Genomic DNA, 16,416 nt, shown 5'->3' on the forward strand with positions numbered 1-16,416 from the left:
TAGCCGCCGTGCGACCGCGCGCGATAGGGGGCGGAGGAGACGCTCAGCCGATCTTGGTGAGCGCCGTGATCGACATCGACGACGACTGCCCGTTCTGGCACGTCTGGTAGATGAGGTCGTATCCGCGGGGCAGGTCGTTCGACGTCGCCGTGTCCTGGTCGAGCATCTTCACGATGCCCTCGACCCGGTAGACGCCCTCGTGCACCCCGGTGAGGCGGATGACGGTGCCCGGGTCGTCGGGGAAGTCCTTGCCGCCGCACGACCAGTGCTCGGCGATGGTCGGCACGTCGTCGTAGCGCGCGGTGAGGTCGACGGACCCCTTGCACGCGTCGAGCTCGGGGTACCAGCCGCTCGCCCAGACGTGGTTGGCGTAGCTCGCGCTCGCGATGAGCGCCTGGCGCTCGTCCCACGCGGCGACCGCGGCGGCCAGTTCCTCGACGGGCGCGTCGAGGGCGGCGACGCTCTCCTCGAACCGGTCGAGGTCGTCGAACTCGAGCGCCTCGACATCGGCGGCGGCGTCGCGCTGCGGCGCACCGAACGCGAAGATCGACGGGTCGACGCCCTCGCCCTGCTCGAGCACGGTCTCGGCGGCTTCGATCTCGGCGCGCGCGGCGACGCTGCGCTGCTCGGTCTCGTCGAGCGCCGCGGCGAGCGTGTCGCGGCTCGACTGGTCGAGCACGGTCGTCTCGGTCGTCTCGAGTCGTTCGTTCGCTGCCTCCTGCTCGGCGATGAGCGCGTCGTAGCGGTCGCGCGCGTCGGCGACCGTCGTGGCGGCCGTCGACAGCGCCGCGTCGAGGTCGGTGGATGCCGCGGCCGTTGCAGCCTGCGCGCCGATGGCGAGCCCGCCCACGAGCACGGTGACGGCGGCGCCGCCGGCGATGAGCCGGGCGCGACGGGTTCGCGGCAGTGGAAGGGGCATCGCCTCCAGTCTCACCCGCGGGCGCAGAGAACGGTAGGGCGGCGGCGGCCCGCGAAGTGGGGGGCGGATGCCACGGGCTGGGCGCGACGCGCCGTGGCATCCGTCACCGGAATGTCGGTGGGTGGTGGAAGCATTGCTGCCACAACACCACATGTTGGGGTCGGCGGGGCGAGGGGGCCCAGATGTCGGGGGAGCTCGACACGCCGACGACACGCCCGGAATCCCTCCACAGGCGGAATCCGCTCGAACGAGCGGGCCTGTGGAGAACGTGTCGGGCACCCGCGAGAATCCGCAGGTCAGGGGCCGTGCGGGTTGTGCACAGGCTGGGGAGAACCCGGTGGAAAACTACACGAATGTAACTACATCATCTTGTGGTCGTGCATTTGCTCAGCCACTAGATGTAGTATCGAAGGACCGAAGCAACACGGGGGAATCGGCTCCTCGGGAGCCATGGAAAGAGGGGTCACAGAGATGACGGTCACGGTCTACACGAAGCCTTCGTGCGTGCAGTGCAACGCCACGTACCGCGCCCTCGACAGCAAGGGCATCGAGTACGAGGTGCTCGACCTGTCGCAGGACGAGACCGCGCTCGCCGCGGTCAAGGAGCTCGGCTACCTGCAGGCCCCGGTCGTCATCACCGACGAAGACCACTGGTCGGGCTTCCGCCCCGACAAGATCGACGAGCTGGCCACGCGGCTGGCGTAACGCTCCCGGCAGCTGACGACCGGGGGGTCGTGATGCAGCACCAGGAGCAACCATGACGAACCTGATCTACTTCTCGAGCGTGTCGGGCAACACCGCCCGCTTCATCGAGAAGCTCGGGCGACCGGCGGCGCGCATCCCGCTCCACGCGAGCGATGCCCCGCTCGTCGCCGACGAGCCGTACGTGCTCGTCGTCCCGACCTACGGCGGAGGCGACGGCAAGGGCGCCGTGCCGAAACAGGTCATCAGGTTCTTGAACGATCCGCGCAACCGCGCGCTCATCCGCGGCGTCATCGCCGCCGGCAACACCAACTTCGGTACGGCCTACGGCCTCGCCGGCGACATCATCGCCGGGAAGACCGGCGTGCCGCACCTGTATCGCTTCGAAGTATTCGGAACACCCGACGACGTTCGCGCCGTCGACGAGGGATTGGACGCATTTTGGTCAACGCAGCAGCATCCGGAAGCGACAGTGGCGTGAGCGTCATCGACGCACCGCGCAGCAGCAACGCGGGCATGGATTACCACGCCCTCAACGCGATGCTGAACCTGTACGGGCCGGACGGGAAGATCCAGTTCGAGAAGGACCGGGAGGCGGCGCGGGAGTACTTCCTGCAGCACGTCAACCAGAACACGGTCTTCTTCCACTCGCTGAAGGAGCGCCTCGACTACCTCGTCGAGAAGGAGTACTACGAGCCCGAGGTGCTCGAGATGTACTCGTTCGAGTTCATCCAGAAGCTCAACGACCTGGCGTACTCGAAGAAGTTCCGCTTCGAGACGTTCCTCGGCGCGTTCAAGTACTACACGAGCTACACGCTGAAGACCTTCGACGGCAAGCGGTACCTCGAGCGCTTCGAAGACCGCGTCGTGATGACCGCGCTCGGCCTCGCGCAGGGCGACGAGCAGCTCGCGATCGACCTCGTCGAGGAGATCATCGGCGGCCGCTTCCAGCCGGCGACGCCCACGTTCCTCAACACGGGCAAGGCGCAGCGCGGCGAGCTCGTCTCGTGCTTCCTGCTCCGCATCGAAGACAACATGGAGTCGATCTCGCGCGGCATCAACTCGTCGCTGCAGCTGTCGAAGCGCGGCGGCGGCGTGGCGCTGCTGCTCTCGAACATCCGCGAGTCGGGTGCGCCGATCAAGCAGATCGAGAACCAGTCCAGCGGCATCATCCCGGTCATGAAGCTGCTCGAGGACTCGTTCAGCTACGCCAACCAGCTCGGCGCGCGCCAGGGCGCCGGCGCGGTGTACCTCTCGGCGCACCACCCCGACATCATGCGGTTCCTCGACACCAAGCGCGAGAACGCCGACGAGAAGATCCGCATCAAGACGCTGTCGCTCGGTGTCGTCATCCCCGACATCACGTTCGAGCTCGCGAAGAACAACGAGGACATGTACCTGTTCTCGCCGTACGACGTCGAGCGCGTGTACGGCAAGCCGTTCGGCGACGTGCCGCTCACCGAGAACTACCGCGCCATGGTCGACGACCCGCGCATCAAGAAGACGAAGATCAACGCGCGCGACTTCTTCCAGACGATCGCCGAGATCCAGTTCGAGTCGGGCTACCCGTACATCGTGTTCGAAGACACGGTGAACAAGGCCAACCCGATCAAGGGCCGCATCAACATGTCGAACCTGTGCTCGGAGATCCTGCAGGTCAACACCCCGACGACCTACAACGAAGACCTCAGCTACAACCAGATCGGCAAGGACATCTCCTGCAACCTGGGATCGCTGAACATCGCGCACACCATGGACTCGCCGGACTTCGGCAAGACGGTCGAGACCGCCATCCGTGGCCTCACCGCCGTGTCGAACATGTCGCACATCGCGTCGGTGCGTTCCATCGAAGACGGCAACGACAAGTCGCACGCCATCGGCCTCGGCCAGATGAACCTGCACGGCTACCTCGCCCGCGAGCGCATCTTCTACGGCAGCGACGAGGGCGTCGACTTCACGAACATCTACTTCTACACGGTGCTGTTCCACGCGCTGAAGGCGTCGAACAACATCGCGATCGAGCGCGGCGAGGTGTTCGACGGCTTCTGGGATTCGAAGTACGCGTCGGGCGAGTTCTTCGACAAGTACACGGATGCCGCGTGGGTGCCCTCGACCCCGAAGGTGATCGAGCTCTTCGCCGACGCCGGCGTGCACATCCCGACGCAGCACGACTGGCAGGAGCTGAAGGAGTCGATCCAGAAGCACGGCATCTACAACCAGAACCTGCAGGCAGTGCCGCCGACCGGCTCGATCTCGTACATCAACAACTCGACGGCGTCGATCCACCCGATCGCGTCGAAGATCGAGATCCGCAAGGAAGGCAAGCTCGGTCGCGTCTACTACCCGGCGGCGTTCATGACGAACGACAACCTCGAGTACTACCAGGACGCGTACGAGATCGGCTACGAGAAGGTCATCGACACGTACGCTGCGGCGACGCAGCACGTCGACCAGGGCCTCTCGCTCACCCTCTTCTTCAAGGACACCGCGACGACCCGCGACATCAACCGCGCGCAGATCTACGCGTGGAAGAAGGGCATCAAGACCATCTACTACATCCGGCTTCGCCAGATGGCCCTCGAGGGCACGGAGCTCGAGATGTGCGTCAGCTGCGCGCTCTGATCCCCGGCATCCACATCCGTTCGCGACATCCGCTTCAGAAGGAACTGACATGACCCTCACCGACCCGGTCAACTCGGCGACGAACGACCCCGCCCACCAGGGCAAGGTCAAGCTGGTCGACCACGTCAACGCGATCAACTGGAACCGCATCCAGGACGACAAGGACCTCGAGGTCTGGAACCGCCTGGTGAACAACTTCTGGCTGCCGGAGAAGGTGCCGCTGTCGAACGACATCCAGTCGTGGAACACGCTCACGCCCGAGGAGCAGCAGCTCACGATGCGGGTGTTCACGGGCCTGACGCTGCTCGACACGATCCAGGGCACAGTCGGTGCGGTGTCGCTCATCCCCGACGCGATCACCCCGCACGAGGAGGCGGTGTACACGAACATCGCGTTCATGGAGTCGGTGCACGCGAAGAGCTACTCGTCGATCTTCTCGACGCTGTGCTCGACGAAGGACATCGACGACGCCTTCCGCTGGTCGGTCGAGAACCCGAACCTGCAGAAGAAGGCCGCAATCGTCATGGAGTACTACCAGGGCGACTCGCCGCTGAAGCGCAAGGTCGCTTCGACGCTGCTCGAATCGTTCCTGTTCTACTCCGGCTTCTACCTGCCCATGCACTGGTCGTCGCGGGCGAAGCTCACGAACACGGCCGACCTGATCCGCCTCATCATCCGCGACGAGGCCGTGCACGGGTACTACATCGGCTACAAGTTCCAGAAGGGCCTCGAGCGGATCTCCCAGGCCGAGCGCGACGAGCTGAAGGACTACACGTTCTCGCTGCTCTACGAGCTCTACGACAACGAGGTGCAGTACACCCAGGACCTCTACGACGGCGTCGGCCTCACCGAAGACGTCAAGAAGTTCCTGCATTACAACGCCAACAAGGCCCTCATGAACCTCGGCTACGAGCCGATGTTCCCGAAGACCGTCACCGACGTGAACCCCGCGATCCTCGCGGCCCTCTCGCCGAACGCCGACGAGAACCACGACTTCTTCTCGGGATCGGGCTCGTCGTACGTGATCGGCAAAGCGGTCGTGACGGAAGACGAGGACTGGGACTTCTGAGCATTGGTGTGAGACGTCACGGTAGCTGACCCACGGATACATCGAAGTTGACCCGATTCAGAGTTCCTGACCCTGATCGAGGTACTTGAGCCATGGGAATGCTGGGATTCACGCAGGCTCGCTGTGAGGCGGTCTGAGACGGCGCGGACCTCGGGAGAAGCCGAATCTCCTGACAGCGTCCGGATCGGTCGCTCGGGACGTGGGCGTGGACGAGGGCACCCTTCGGCACGTTCTCGCGGGCGATTCCTGGCCGGATCTGCGGACCATCGCCCGCATCGAGGCGTGCCTTCCGGCGCGCCTTTACCCAGGCTGATCGTCGACGGGTCGCTCCCGGCCGGCCTCAGGATGCGTTCCAGGTGAGGCCCCGCAGTGCGAGATTGACGCGGGCGGGTCATTCTGCGAGACGTGCCCGCATGGTGCTGACGCACCGGCCCTGGCGCATAGGCGGTCCGTTGGCGCGTATCAGGCGCGGACCGTTCACGGGCCGCCGTACACCTGGGGGGCATTCGTGCAACTGTTCGGTGGCTCTGCAGCCACCGAAGTGTCAACGTTCCGGAGCTTGGTCGGGATCCTCAGCGCGCACCGGGGGGCGTGCCGAACTTCGCCACTCGATCAGGCTCAGGGCCTCAACCCACGAGGGCATCCCGCCTGAGAGCTCGATTCCCACCGTCGCGAGGATGTTCGCGGCCTCGACATTGGGGCGCACGCGCATGTCTTCGATAGCCCGGCCGACAGAAGCAAGCGCAGCCTGCTCGTTAGCGCCGAACTCTCGTCGAGCCTTGGCGAGAGTGGCGAGCACTCTTTCGGCTGACCAGCTCACGAACTGAAGTCGCGCCGCGGCCGTTTCAATTTCGACCCCGACTGCGAGCCCCGACCGATACTTCGCTGCGGCGGTGATCGCGGGAATTGGAACCGACAAGACACCCTTAAGGCGGTTGAGGGCATGCGCCTCGAACGCCAAGCGCATGTTGGTGACGTGCAGGTGACCGCCGATCGACTCACGATTCGCCATGCCGACAACGCCGAGGAGTTGATCTGTCGCGAATCGCGACAATCCGTACTCGCTCGGCACGACAATCGCATTTGCCTTGGTCGTGAGACCGATTGACTCCCCAGGCAGGAGCGTGAGTGTCATCAGGATCCACCCGTCGACGTCCCGATCGCGCAAGCCCCGGCCGGGGTCGGCAGGGAAGCACGCAATACCTGGCCCCATCGCATGGTCATGGCCGCAAGCTATCGCTTCCAGTTCGTGGATGCCAGCGCTGATCGACCGACCGCCACGTGGATGCATAGATCCCGCAAGCCGGACCCCGACAAGGTGATTGCACGCGCCAGGGCGTTGTAGACGCGCGGCGTGATCGCATCCCTGAGATCAACACTTCACTCTTCGCGCACGGCAGCCGACCGGCTTGCGGGCGGCTGTGTCGAAGATGTGAGTTTGTCGGTTTCCGCACCCGAGACTCCTGCCGCACGGGAGTGCACCGTTTTCCGCAGTCTCGGCTCGCGCGTCCACCACTCGACGGCGTTCAGGAACTTGCTGCCCCCGACTGTGCCCCGACAGCCCGGGGTGGGATTCGCCCGAAACGAGTTACGGCCTGATTGTCGATTTGGCGGCCGGGTGTTCGCTGTCACTTTGACGGAGCCGGACAGGCCGGCCCGCGACCCAGTGCAGGAGGCACTTCCATGTCACAGTATGCGATCCTCATCTTCGAAGACCCGGCCTTCTACGAGACCATGCCGCTCGAGGGGTGGGCCGCGGTGGTCGACGCGCACAACACGTTCACCAAGCAGGTCTCCGAGCTGGGTGGGTCCCTGACTGGCGGGGGAGCTCTCGCGCCCGTGACGACGGCGACCACGATCACGGGCGGCGGCACGGTGACGGACGGGCCGTTCGTCCAGAGCAAGGAGGCCCTCCTCGGCTACTACGTCGTCGAGGCGCGCGACCTCGACCACGCCGTCGAGATCGGCAAGCTGTGCCCGGCCTCCGGCGGCGGCGTCGAGGTTCGCCCGATCGTGGACCCGTCGACGAACCCGTTCTGATCGCTCCCCGCGACGAGCCGACCGCGTCCGCCATGCAGGCGGACGCGGTCGCTGCCGCGCTGGTGCAGGCCCACCGCCCCGAGCGGGCCCGCGTGCTTCCGCCACGGTGCGCGTCGCGGTAGACCTCGACGTCGCAGCCCAGGCCTTTCTGATGTCCCCGCCTTCGATGCCGGCACGGTTCACCCGGGCCAAGGAGAATCTCTCCGAAGCGGTTCGTGTCGAATTCGGGCTTGCCCGTTCGCTGTAGGGGTGAAACCGTTCCCATGACGGAAGGACACGACCGTGAAGTACGTCATCATGTTCACAACCACGCCCGAACTCGACGCAGCGGCGTCGCCTGAGCACGTCGAGCAGGCCTATCGCCGCACCTACGACTGGTTCGGCATGCACAGCGAGGTGATGACCGAGTCCGGCGCCCAACTGCAGCCGGTCACCACCGCGACCACGGTCAGGTACGGCGGCGAAGAGCCGGTCGTGGCCGACGGGCCGTTCTCGGAGGCGAGGGAGGTCATCGGCGGATTCCAGGTGATCGACGTGCCCGACCTCGACGCGGCGATCGCCATCGTCAAGACATGGCCGCTGCTCGCGCTGCCCGGCGTTGCGGTCGAGATCCACCCGATCGTCGTCTACTAGAGCCGCATCGAGCCGTGAACGAAACGGATCCCGCGGCAGCGGAGTCAGGCCAGGCCCACGCCGCGGCATCCGATCAACTCCTCGCGAGGGTGATCCGCGAGGAGTCCGCGCGGATCGTCGCGGCGCTCACGGGATGGCTCGGGAGCCTCGACCTTGCAGAGGAGTCGGTCGCCGAGGCGATCGAGGAGGCCGTGCGCCAGTGGCGAACGCGCGGGGTGCCCCCCAATCCCGGGGGTTGGCTGACGCAGGCGGCCCGCCACAACGCCCTCGACCGCTTGCGGCGCGAGAAGCGGTACCGCGAGAAGTTGGCCCTGCTCGCCGATCCAGCCGAGGCTGCACCGCTCACCGGCGAGCCCGACGAGCGACTGCCGCTCCTGTTCGGCTGCTGTCACCCCGCTATCTCCCCGGACGCGCAGCTCGCTCTGACGCTCCGTGCGATCTGCGGCCTCACGACCGCGCAGATCGCGCGAGCCACCCTGGCCCCGGAATCGACAGTCGCGCAGCGGATCGTGCGGGCCAAGCGGAAGATCGGTGCCACCGGCATCCCCCTGCGGATCCCCGAGGGATCCGAGCGGGCCGCGCGCCTGGATATCGTCCTGACCGTCGTCTCCGTGATGTACAGCGAGGCCCACCTGGTCGCAGGCGGAGACGCGGCCGCGGACCGCGACCTCGCCGACGACGCCCTGTGGCTCGCGCGCGTCGTCGCACACCAACTGCCGCGCGAGGCGGAGGCGCAGGGACTGCTCGCACTGCTGCTGTTCCATCGAGCACGCGAAGGGGCACGCGCCGTCGATGGAGAGCTCGTCCTGCTCGCCGATCAGGACCGGGCGCGGTGGGATCGCCGACTGATCGCCGAGGCACAGGCAGTGCTCGAGAAGGCGGCGATGCTACGACGCCCGGGGCGATGGCAGTTGCACGCGGCGATCGCCGCATGCCACTCCGATACGCGCGACGGCGGCGACACCGACTGGCTCCAGGTGCTCACGCTCTACGACATGCTGCTGGCGTACGACCGCTCGCCGGTCGTACGGCTGAACCGCGCGGTGGCGCTCGCTGAGGTCGACGGACCGCAGGCGGCACTGGACGAGGTTGATGCGCTCGGACGCGCCCTCACGGGATATCACCTCTGGCACGCCGTGCGCGCGCGGATGCTTCGGCACCTGGGCCGTCGGGACGAGGCGATGGCCGAGGACCTGTGCGCCCTGCAACTCACGGCGAACGACGCCGAGCGGCGCCTGCTGGAGGCGCGGGTCGATCGCTGAGGCGGGCTCGCCTCGGCACCCGTGCTCAGCAGCGGCGGTTCGGACGACGGCATCACCACGTTGACTTCGCGCGCCATGCCGCCACTGATCGAGGCGCGTCGAACGCTTCGCGTACGCGCCAACTTCTCCTGCGGCATCGCCCGCCTGGGGCGATATCGAGGTCGTGCACGTCTGATCATCCCGCGGCAAGTGGCTGCTGCCGCGGCGGGTTGTACATGAACTCGAGGCGGATGCCGTTCTCGTCCTCGACGAAGGATGCGTAGTAGCGGTCGTTGAAGCGCGGGAACGGCTTCGGCCCGCTCACGGCCGTCCACCCGGCATCCATCGCGATCGCATGAAGGCGATCGACCTCGGCGCGCGAGTCGACGGGGAAGGCGAGGTGCTGCCATCCGACCTGGCCGTGGCGGTGCGGGCCGGTGCCCGGCTCGCGGGCGGGGAAGAGGATCAGCTCCTCCTCGCCGAGGTACCAGGACACGCCGTTGTCGGCGTCCTGCCGGGTGCAGCCGAGTGCCTGCATCACCGGGTCGAACTGGGCGATCGAGCGGGGGAGGTCGTCGACGGTGATGCCGATGTGGTCGAAGAGAGGCACCGGGACATCCTATGGACGGGGGTGCCATCTGCGCGGGCACGCGCCTAGCTTGGACGCATGACGATCTCCGAGGCCGACCTCGTCCACCTGCGCCGGGCCGTCGAGCTCGCGCGCGAAGCACTCGATGCCGGCGACGGTCCGTTCGGGTCGGTGCTCGTCGACGCGTCCGGCACGGTGCGGTTCGAGGACCGCAACCGCGAGGTGACGACGGGGGATGCCACGCGGCATCCGGAGTTCGAGATCGCGCGCTGGGCGGCGGCGAACCTGACCGCCGACGAGCGGGCGGCGGCGACGGTGTACACGTCGGGGGAGCACTGCCCGATGTGCTCGGCGGCGCACGCGTGGGTCGGGCTCGGGCGGATCGTGTACGTGGCGTCGGCGGAGCAGATCAGCGGATGGCGCGCAGAGCTCGGCGCCGCGGCATCCGCTGTCGCCGCTTTGCCGATCAACGTCGTTGCGCCGGGGCTGCCCGTCGAGGGGCCGGTCGACGAGCTCGTTCCCGAGGTGCGGTCGCTCATCGAGCAGGCGATTCGCTCCGACGAGGTCCGCTAGTTCGGCGAGTCTTGGGCCAGGAGGCTCCGGACCCGTCCTTCATGGTCGTCGAGGTCGGACTGAGCGAGTGTCAGACTCTCGTCGATCCACTCTTCTGACACGGTCGCGGTCTTCTCCTGGGAAGCCGTGAGGTCGGGCTCACTGACGCTCGTCACACCCAGCCAGACCGGCAGCGCCTGGGTGTCGAGAATGATGCCGACCAGCTTGAGCTCGATCTCGAGTGCCTGCTGAGCCTCGGGGGAAAGCGCGTCCCACTCGATCCGACGGCTCGCGTCATGCCCGGCTGCTGGGACGAACGGAGGTGCCTCCGCGTAGCGGGATCGGATGGTGCGTCCGAGCAGCTCAGCGCGCTGGATGATGGCTTGCTGGGCTTCGTTCCACCTCTCCGCGCGCGGGAGGGCGTCCTGCATGTCCTCCAGCGCCTGCTGCGCGGCATCGAGCTTCTCGGCTTCTGCTTCGGCTTCCTTGCGGAGCTTCCGGCCCTTCCAGACGAGCACTCCACCGATGGCCAGAAGCGCGGGCAAGGCGACGATGCCGCTCAGGACCGCCGCGCCGCCCGCTACGCCCATGCGACCGGCTGCGAGCGAACCACTTCCCAGCCAAGCGAGCGTCGTGCTGGAGGCAGCCGCGCCGGAGAGCGAGGCGATCGCAGTCCCGGTCGATGCGGTCCCGGCAGCTGAGAGGGCGGCGAACACACCGGCCGCGGTTCCTGGACCCGGCCCGCCCCCGGCGCCCGCGACGTTCGCGCGCTCGGCCATCGCCTTCAGGATGCTGACCTCCGTCTGCGCCCTGTGCTCCCTGATCTCGCCCTCGAGGGATCCAGCCGTCTCGTCGGTCGCCCCGGCATCCTGGGTATCGAGCCGCAGTCGCCAATCGATTCTCGCGGCGGTCTCGAGGAACGGGAGCACAAATCCATCGCGCGCTCGCTCCAGCGTGCGCTCGGAGTTGCGGATCTGGAACGTGACACGTTCGGTGAGCAGGTTCGACGAGGCGATGATCTGTGCTCGCCTCGCCTCGTTCTCGATGTAGATCGGCCCGGCCATGGCACGGGCGAGGACGCCGGGGCGCGAGAGCGCCGCGAGCGCTCGCTCCGTCTCCTCCTCGAGTTCGGCCTCCGTGTGCCCGAGCGCGTCCAAGAGACGTTGGCGGTACCGACCGGTCGGGTTCGTCTTTCCGGACTCGATGCGGGAGATCGCGACGGCGGCGCTCTTCGGGCTCTCGTCGCTTCCGTATCCGGCGATTCGCCCCAGCTCCTGCTGGCCCTTGCCGTTGGCGCGTCGCCACTCCCGCCCCCACGCCTTCAGGACCGATGCCTGAGCGGTCAGACGGGGTTCCGGAACTGCGCGCTCGGTCGCCACTCTTGACACCTACCCTAACTTCGTGCCTATACTCAGGCTAATGTGGGGCTAACTTAGCATCCGCACGAGCCCACTCTATAGGGAGATCATCATGACGATGAGTGCACTGCCGACGTGGTCGGAGCGGTCCGAGCAGGAGACGCCTTCGTCCGGGGCGAATTCGAGCGAGCCGCAGTTCGACGCCCGCACTCGCAACGGCAGCAACCCCTGGCTGATGCTGTTCCCCCTCGGGGCTGCAGCGGCGGTCTCGGCCGCTGTCCTGCTCCGACGACCGGCCGTGCGCAAGGCGTGCGGCGAGGTCGTGCGGGATCCCGAGGTGCGTGATGTGTGCAGGGATGCCGGCGAGCGTGCCTACCGCGTGATCGCTGCATCTTGGCGCCGGCATGGTGGTCCGGAAGGATTGGCCGAGACCTTCCTGCGCTGACTTCGCGAACGACGACGAACACGGCGCGCGCTGTGGGTGGCGCGGTGATGCAGCTCACGCCTGCCCCGCGGTGATCACCTCGGCCGCGCGCAGCGTCCGGGTGTAGTCCTCCTTCAGCACCGCGAGATGGAACCACGACTCGGTGTGGCTCACGCCCGGCAGGGCGCGGATCCGCTCGAGCGCCTCGTAGAGGGCTCCGGGGGAGGGCTCGACGAGCGTCATCACGAGGTCGAACCGCCCGAGCGTGCGGGCCGCGAAGTCGATGCCGCGCCATCCGCGGATCGCCTCGATGACCGCGTCGTCGTTGCCGGAGAGGTTCAGCCCGACGCCGAGCGAGAGCTGCCGTTGCGCGAGCCCACGGGCCTCGACGGCGCTGATCTTGATGACGCCGCCCGAGATGAGCCGCTCGACGCGCGTCGCGACCGCGGACGGCGAGAGCCGCACGGCTTCGCCGAGTGCTCGGAAGCTCGCGCGACCGTCGCGCTGCAGGTGCTCGATGAGCTCGGCGTCGATCCCGTCGATCCTGACGCCGCCGCGGTACTCGGACACGAAGAAGCCCTTGATCACCTTCGAGTAGATCAGGGTGTTGATGTCGACGACGCCCGGCAGCGCGCGGATCTCGGCGAGCAGGGCGTGGAGCGCCGGCATGGTGCCCAGCCGGATCTCGGTGACGAGGTCGTGGACGCCGCCCACCGCCGAGACGAGCACGGTCTCGGTGACTCCGCGGAGGTGCTCGGCGACCGGCTCGGTCGTGCCATCCGTTCGGATGGACACATGGGCGAGCACGTTCTGGCCCAGGAACGCGGGATCGACCGCCGCGAGAACGCGAACCGTCCCATCCCTCACCATCGCCCGGAGGCGCGACGAGACGGCGGCCCGCGAGTGGCCGAGCCGGAGTGCGAGGTCGTGGATGCTCGCGCGGCCGTCATCCTGCAGCGCGCGGATGAGATCGGCGTCGAAGCTCACCACCTTCGGGCCGATCCGCCGAGTTTCCTTCGAACGCGCAACCCCGTGGACATATCACCAGCGTAAGCGCCTTCCGGGTCCGCACCAAGTGTCGAAATGTGCCGTGCGCGATGCAGAACACCAGCGGATGACGCGCTCCGCTGGAGTTCCGCAGTTGCCGCCCATCCGTCGGAGTCATAGCCTTCACGCGTCGCCGGCTCGTCGGCGGCCCATCCCCGAACGGCGTCCACGATTCGCTTGGACCCGGGAGCATCCACCCGCAAAGGAGCGGTCATGACCACATCGCACAGATCGGCCAGGCGTGCCGGGTTCGCGGCCTTCGTCGGCACCACCATCGAGTGGTACGACTTCTACGTCTACGCCACCGCGGCGGCCCTCGTCTTCGGCCCCCTGTTCTTCCCGAGCGGCGACCCGCTCGCCGAGACGGCGGCCGCGTTCGCGACCTTCGCCGTGGCGTTCGTGGTGCGGCCCTTCGGTGGCATCCTCTTCGGCCACATCGGCGACAAGCTCGGCCGAAAGCTCTCGCTCGTGCTCACCCTGCTGCTCATGGGCATCGCCACGGTCCTGGTCGGCCTGCTTCCGACGTACGAGACGATCGGCCTCGCGGCACCCATCCTCCTGATCCTGCTTCGCGCGCTTCAGGGCCTCGCGGTCGGCGGCGAGTGGGGCGGCGCGGTGCTCATGAGCGTCGAGCACGCGCCCGAGAAGTCCAAGACCTTCTACGGCGGCTTCACCCAGCTGGGCAACCCGGCCGGCGCGCTGCTCGCCACGGGCGTGTTCGCGATCATGACGCGCTTCGGCGACGACTTCATCATCAACGGCGGATGGCGCATCCCGTTCCTGCTCTCGATCGTGCTGATCGGCGTCGGCCTCTGGGTCCGCTACCGCGTCGAGGAGACGCCGGTCTTCGAGCAGAAGGTCGAGGGCCGCAAGCAGTCGATGCCGCTCGCCTTCGCGCTCCGGAACAACTGGAAGCCGATCCTGCTCGGCATCGGCCTGCTCCCGATCTCGACCGGCGGCTACTACCTCGCCACCACGTTCGCCACCGCCTACGCCACCGGCGAGCCCATCTCGCTCAGCGCGCAGGTCATCCTCGACGCGATGACGATCGCCTCGTTCGTCGAGTTCGTGGTGACGCTGCCGATCGCCTGGCTCGGCGACAAGTGGGGCCGCAAGAACATCATGTACCTCGGACTCGTCACCTCGGTCCTCACCTTCATCCCGTTCATGCTGGTGCTGCCGGGCCGGATCGAGCCGCTGATCTTCCTGCTCGCCTCGCTCGTGCGCATCGCGATGAGTGCGACCTACGCGCCGATCGCCGCGCTCCTCGCCCAGATGTTCCGGCCGCAGGCGCGCTACACGTCCATCGCGCTGTCGTACGGCGTCGGCGCCGCGATCTGGGCCGGCTTCTCGCCGTGGTTCGCCACGATGCTCATCGCCTGGACGGGCAGCATCTGGTCGGTCATCGCCATGTTCACGGGCATGGCCGTCCTCGCCGGCATCTGCACGAAGCTCGCCCCGCAGCACTCCGACGAGGCGCCGGTCACGGCATCGTTCGACGCCCGCACCGACACGACGGCGACCCGCACGGCATGAGGAAGCTCACCGCCTTCGACCGGCCGGCGCAGGTCACGCCGCGAATCGTGATCGCCCGCGCCATCCACACCGTCGACCAAGCGTCCACCACGGCGACCGCGATGCTCCTCGACCGCGGACGCATCCTCGCGATCGGCTCCATGGCCGACTGCGAGACCGCGGCCCAAGCCGCCGGGCTGGTGCCCGAGCGCACCGACCTCGGCGACGCGGTCGTCGTGCCCGGATTCATCGACCCGCACGCGCATCCGCTGATGTACGGGCAGATGATGACGTGGGTCGACTGCGGGCCGGCGAAGGCGGGGAGCATCCCCGAGATCATCGCGCTGCTGAAGGCCGCGGCGGCCGAGCTGCCCGACGGGCGCCCGGTGCGCGGCTACGGCTACGAGCACCGCAATCTCGTCGAGCAGCGGCATCCGACCCGCTTCGAGCTCGATGAGGTGGCGACCGACCGCCAGGTCTACCTCATGAACGCGTCGGGGCACGGCGGCGTGGTGAACTCGTACACGCTCGAGATCAACGGCGTCGACCGCGACACCCCGAACCCGGAGGGCGGCGAGTTCTTCCGTGACGCCGACGGCGAGCTCACGGGTGAGCTGTCGGATGCCGCGTGCAACATCCTGACCGGGGTGCACGGCGTGAAGATCGGCCACCACGGGCCGAACTTCCACCTCGCCGACGAGCCCGACGAGCACCTGCGGCAGCTGGATGTCGCGACCCAGCGGTTCCTCGCGGGCGGGGTCACGACGATCGGCGATGCCCAGGTGTCGCGGCGCGAGTTCGACATGTACCTGCGGCTCGCGGAGGCCGGACGGCTCGAGCTGCGCGTGTCGATGTACCTGCTCTCGCACCTGCTGGACGACGCGCTCGACATGGGGCTCGTCGGGCAGTTCGGCAACGCGCACCTGAGCTTCGCGGGCATCAAGCTCTACGCCGACGGCACACTCGGCGGCTGGACCGCGTACTTCCCGGACGGATACGTCGGGGACCCGTGCCGCACCGGGCAGCTCTACCACGAGCCCGCCGAGTACGCCGAGCTGATCCGCAAGGCGCACGGCGCCGGCCTGCAGACCGCGACGCACGCCCAGTCGCCGACCGCGATCGAGATGGTCGTCTCGGCGGTCGAGGCGGCACTCGCGGAGCGGCCCGACGACGACGCGCGGCACCGGATCGAGCACTGCGGGCTGCCGACCCCCGAGCAGATCGGGAGGATGGCGGTGGCCGGCATCCGCCCGGTGAACCAGCCGCAGCACTACTACAACTGGGGCGAGGGCGTCGAGGACGCCATCGGCACCCCGGGCGAGCGGTTCAATCCGCTCGGCGAGTTCGCCGCGGCCGGCGTACCGATCACCATCTCGTCGGATGCCCCGGTCGCCGACCCGATCCCGCTCGAGGCGATCCAGACCGCCGTGACCCGGGTCACGCGGCGCGGGCGCCAGTTGGGATCCGACGACCTGCGGATCTCGGCACTGGCGGCGCTGCGCGCGCACACCTACGAGGGTGCGGTCTCGCTCGGGCGCGAGGACGACCTCGGCTCGCTCGAGGTCGGCAAGTACGCGGACTTCGCGGTGCTCGCCGACGATCCGCTCGCCGTCGAGCCCGAGCGGATCGCCGAGATCGCCGTGCTCCAGACCTGGGTCGGCGGGGAGCCGCGCCACCGGGCGGCCTGACGAAAGGGATGATCATG

Annotated in this window: 16 protein-coding genes; 11 read left to right on the forward strand and 5 right to left on the reverse strand. The window is 67.8% G+C overall.

The annotated features are described in order from the left end of the window. Positions 1-43: 43 nt before the first annotated feature. Positions 44-919, reverse strand: a complete 876-nt coding sequence (locus tag ACULK4_RS02825) for a hypothetical protein (protein ID WP_445964940.1) — start codon at positions 917-919, stop codon at positions 44-46. Positions 920-1,390: 471 nt separating this feature from the next. On the opposite strand from ACULK4_RS02825, the gene nrdH reads away from it, so the two are divergent. The 4 genes from nrdH to nrdF are packed head-to-tail and all read left to right on the forward strand — an operon-like array spanning position 1,391 to position 5,312. Beyond that, positions 1,391-1,624 carry a glutaredoxin-like protein NrdH gene (gene nrdH / locus ACULK4_RS02830; RefSeq protein WP_445964941.1) on the forward strand — a complete coding sequence of 78 codons (234 nt, stop codon included), beginning with the start codon at positions 1,391-1,393 and terminating at the stop codon, positions 1,622-1,624. A gap of 52 nt (positions 1,625-1,676) precedes the next feature. Continuing rightward, complete coding sequence (nrdI, locus tag ACULK4_RS02835) at positions 1,677-2,102, forward strand: class Ib ribonucleoside-diphosphate reductase assembly flavoprotein NrdI (RefSeq protein ID WP_445964942.1); 426 nt, start codon at positions 1,677-1,679, stop codon at positions 2,100-2,102. A 35-nt stretch (positions 2,103-2,137) separates the two neighbouring features. Then, positions 2,138-4,243, forward strand: a complete 2,106-nt coding sequence (nrdE, locus tag ACULK4_RS02840; RefSeq protein WP_445964943.1) for a class 1b ribonucleoside-diphosphate reductase subunit alpha — start codon at positions 2,138-2,140, stop codon at positions 4,241-4,243. Between the two features lie 49 nt (positions 4,244-4,292). Then, complete coding sequence (gene nrdF / locus ACULK4_RS02845) at positions 4,293-5,312, forward strand: class 1b ribonucleoside-diphosphate reductase subunit beta (RefSeq protein ID WP_445964944.1); 1,020 nt, start codon at positions 4,293-4,295, stop codon at positions 5,310-5,312. Positions 5,313-5,856: 544 nt separating this feature from the next. Here nrdF and ACULK4_RS02850 read toward each other — a convergent pair. Next, complete coding sequence (locus tag ACULK4_RS02850; RefSeq protein ID WP_445964945.1) at positions 5,857-6,447, reverse strand: hypothetical protein; 591 nt, start codon at positions 6,445-6,447, stop codon at positions 5,857-5,859. 548 nt (positions 6,448-6,995) lie between these two features. Here ACULK4_RS02850 and ACULK4_RS02855 point away from each other — a divergent pair. From ACULK4_RS02855 to ACULK4_RS02865, 3 genes are all read left to right on the forward strand, one after another. Continuing rightward, a complete protein-coding gene (locus tag ACULK4_RS02855) occupies positions 6,996-7,352 on the forward strand; it encodes a YciI family protein (protein ID WP_445964946.1) in 357 nt (118 codons plus the stop codon). 282 nt (positions 7,353-7,634) lie between these two features. After that, positions 7,635-7,985 (forward strand): YciI family protein, encoded by a 351-nt coding sequence (locus tag ACULK4_RS02860; protein WP_445964947.1) that lies wholly within the window; start codon positions 7,635-7,637, stop codon positions 7,983-7,985. Positions 7,986-7,999: 14 nt separating this feature from the next. Further along, positions 8,000-9,247, forward strand: a complete 1,248-nt coding sequence (locus tag ACULK4_RS02865) for an RNA polymerase sigma factor (protein WP_445964948.1) — start codon at positions 8,000-8,002, stop codon at positions 9,245-9,247. 175 nt (positions 9,248-9,422) lie between these two features. Here the strand turns inward: ACULK4_RS02865 and ACULK4_RS02870 are convergent, their stop codons facing one another. Next, a complete protein-coding gene (locus ACULK4_RS02870) occupies positions 9,423-9,836 on the reverse strand; it encodes a VOC family protein (RefSeq protein ID WP_445964949.1) in 414 nt (137 codons plus the stop codon). 57 nt (positions 9,837-9,893) lie between these two features. Here ACULK4_RS02870 and ACULK4_RS02875 point away from each other — a divergent pair, with 57 nt between their 5' ends. Then, positions 9,894-10,388 carry a nucleoside deaminase gene (locus tag ACULK4_RS02875; RefSeq protein WP_445964950.1) on the forward strand — a complete coding sequence of 165 codons (495 nt, stop codon included), beginning with the start codon at positions 9,894-9,896 and terminating at the stop codon, positions 10,386-10,388. Here ACULK4_RS02875 and ACULK4_RS02880 read toward each other — a convergent pair. Then, a complete protein-coding gene (locus ACULK4_RS02880) occupies positions 10,385-11,746 on the reverse strand; it encodes a helix-turn-helix domain-containing protein (RefSeq protein WP_445964951.1) in 1,362 nt (453 codons plus the stop codon). The two genes, ACULK4_RS02875 and ACULK4_RS02880, sit on opposite strands and share 4 nt — an antisense overlap. 91 nt (positions 11,747-11,837) lie before the next feature. Here ACULK4_RS02880 and ACULK4_RS02885 point away from each other — a divergent pair, with 91 nt between their 5' ends. Further along, positions 11,838-12,170, forward strand: a complete 333-nt coding sequence (locus ACULK4_RS02885; RefSeq protein WP_445964952.1) for a hypothetical protein — start codon at positions 11,838-11,840, stop codon at positions 12,168-12,170. A 54-nt stretch (positions 12,171-12,224) separates the two neighbouring features. Here ACULK4_RS02885 and ACULK4_RS02890 read toward each other — a convergent pair whose 3' ends face one another. Beyond that, positions 12,225-13,139 (reverse strand): Lrp/AsnC family transcriptional regulator, encoded by a 915-nt coding sequence (locus ACULK4_RS02890; RefSeq protein ID WP_445964953.1) that lies wholly within the window; start codon positions 13,137-13,139, stop codon positions 12,225-12,227. Positions 13,140-13,409: 270 nt separating this feature from the next. Between ACULK4_RS02890 and ACULK4_RS02895 the strand changes: the two genes are divergently transcribed. Both ACULK4_RS02895 and ACULK4_RS02900 read left to right on the forward strand, forming a co-directional pair. Beyond that, positions 13,410-14,732: an MFS transporter gene (locus tag ACULK4_RS02895; RefSeq protein WP_445964954.1), complete on the forward strand. Its 1,323-nt coding sequence runs from the start codon at positions 13,410-13,412 to the stop codon at positions 14,730-14,732. Next, the gene (locus tag ACULK4_RS02900; protein ID WP_445964955.1) at positions 14,729-16,399 is read left to right on the forward strand and encodes an amidohydrolase; all 1,671 of its coding nucleotides are present in this window, start codon (positions 14,729-14,731) and stop codon (positions 16,397-16,399) included. The genes ACULK4_RS02895 and ACULK4_RS02900 overlap by 4 nt, the downstream gene beginning before the upstream one ends. Positions 16,400-16,416 lie beyond the last annotated feature (17 nt).

Source organism: Agromyces selenitireducens (assembly GCF_052748465.2).

Coding starts and splice junctions, on each gene's coding strand:
- nrdH (WP_445964941.1), top strand. CDS start 1,391: ATGACGGTCACGGTCTACACGAAGCCTTCGTGCGTGCAGTGCAACGCC.
- ACULK4_RS02850 (WP_445964945.1), bottom strand. CDS start 6,447: ATGACACTCACGCTCCTGCCTGGGGAGTCAATCGGTCTCACGACCAAG.
- ACULK4_RS02900 (WP_445964955.1), top strand. CDS start 14,729: ATGAGGAAGCTCACCGCCTTCGACCGGCCGGCGCAGGTCACGCCGCGA.
- nrdF (WP_445964944.1), top strand. CDS start 4,293: ATGACCCTCACCGACCCGGTCAACTCGGCGACGAACGACCCCGCCCAC.
- ACULK4_RS02895 (WP_445964954.1), top strand. CDS start 13,410: ATGACCACATCGCACAGATCGGCCAGGCGTGCCGGGTTCGCGGCCTTC.
- ACULK4_RS02875 (WP_445964950.1), top strand. CDS start 9,894: ATGACGATCTCCGAGGCCGACCTCGTCCACCTGCGCCGGGCCGTCGAG.
- nrdE (WP_445964943.1), top strand. CDS start 2,138: ATGGATTACCACGCCCTCAACGCGATGCTGAACCTGTACGGGCCGGAC.
- ACULK4_RS02825 (WP_445964940.1), bottom strand. CDS start 919: ATGCCCCTTCCACTGCCGCGAACCCGTCGCGCCCGGCTCATCGCCGGC.
- nrdI (WP_445964942.1), top strand. CDS start 1,677: ATGACGAACCTGATCTACTTCTCGAGCGTGTCGGGCAACACCGCCCGC.
- ACULK4_RS02855 (WP_445964946.1), top strand. CDS start 6,996: ATGTCACAGTATGCGATCCTCATCTTCGAAGACCCGGCCTTCTACGAG.
- ACULK4_RS02885 (WP_445964952.1), top strand. CDS start 11,838: ATGACGATGAGTGCACTGCCGACGTGGTCGGAGCGGTCCGAGCAGGAG.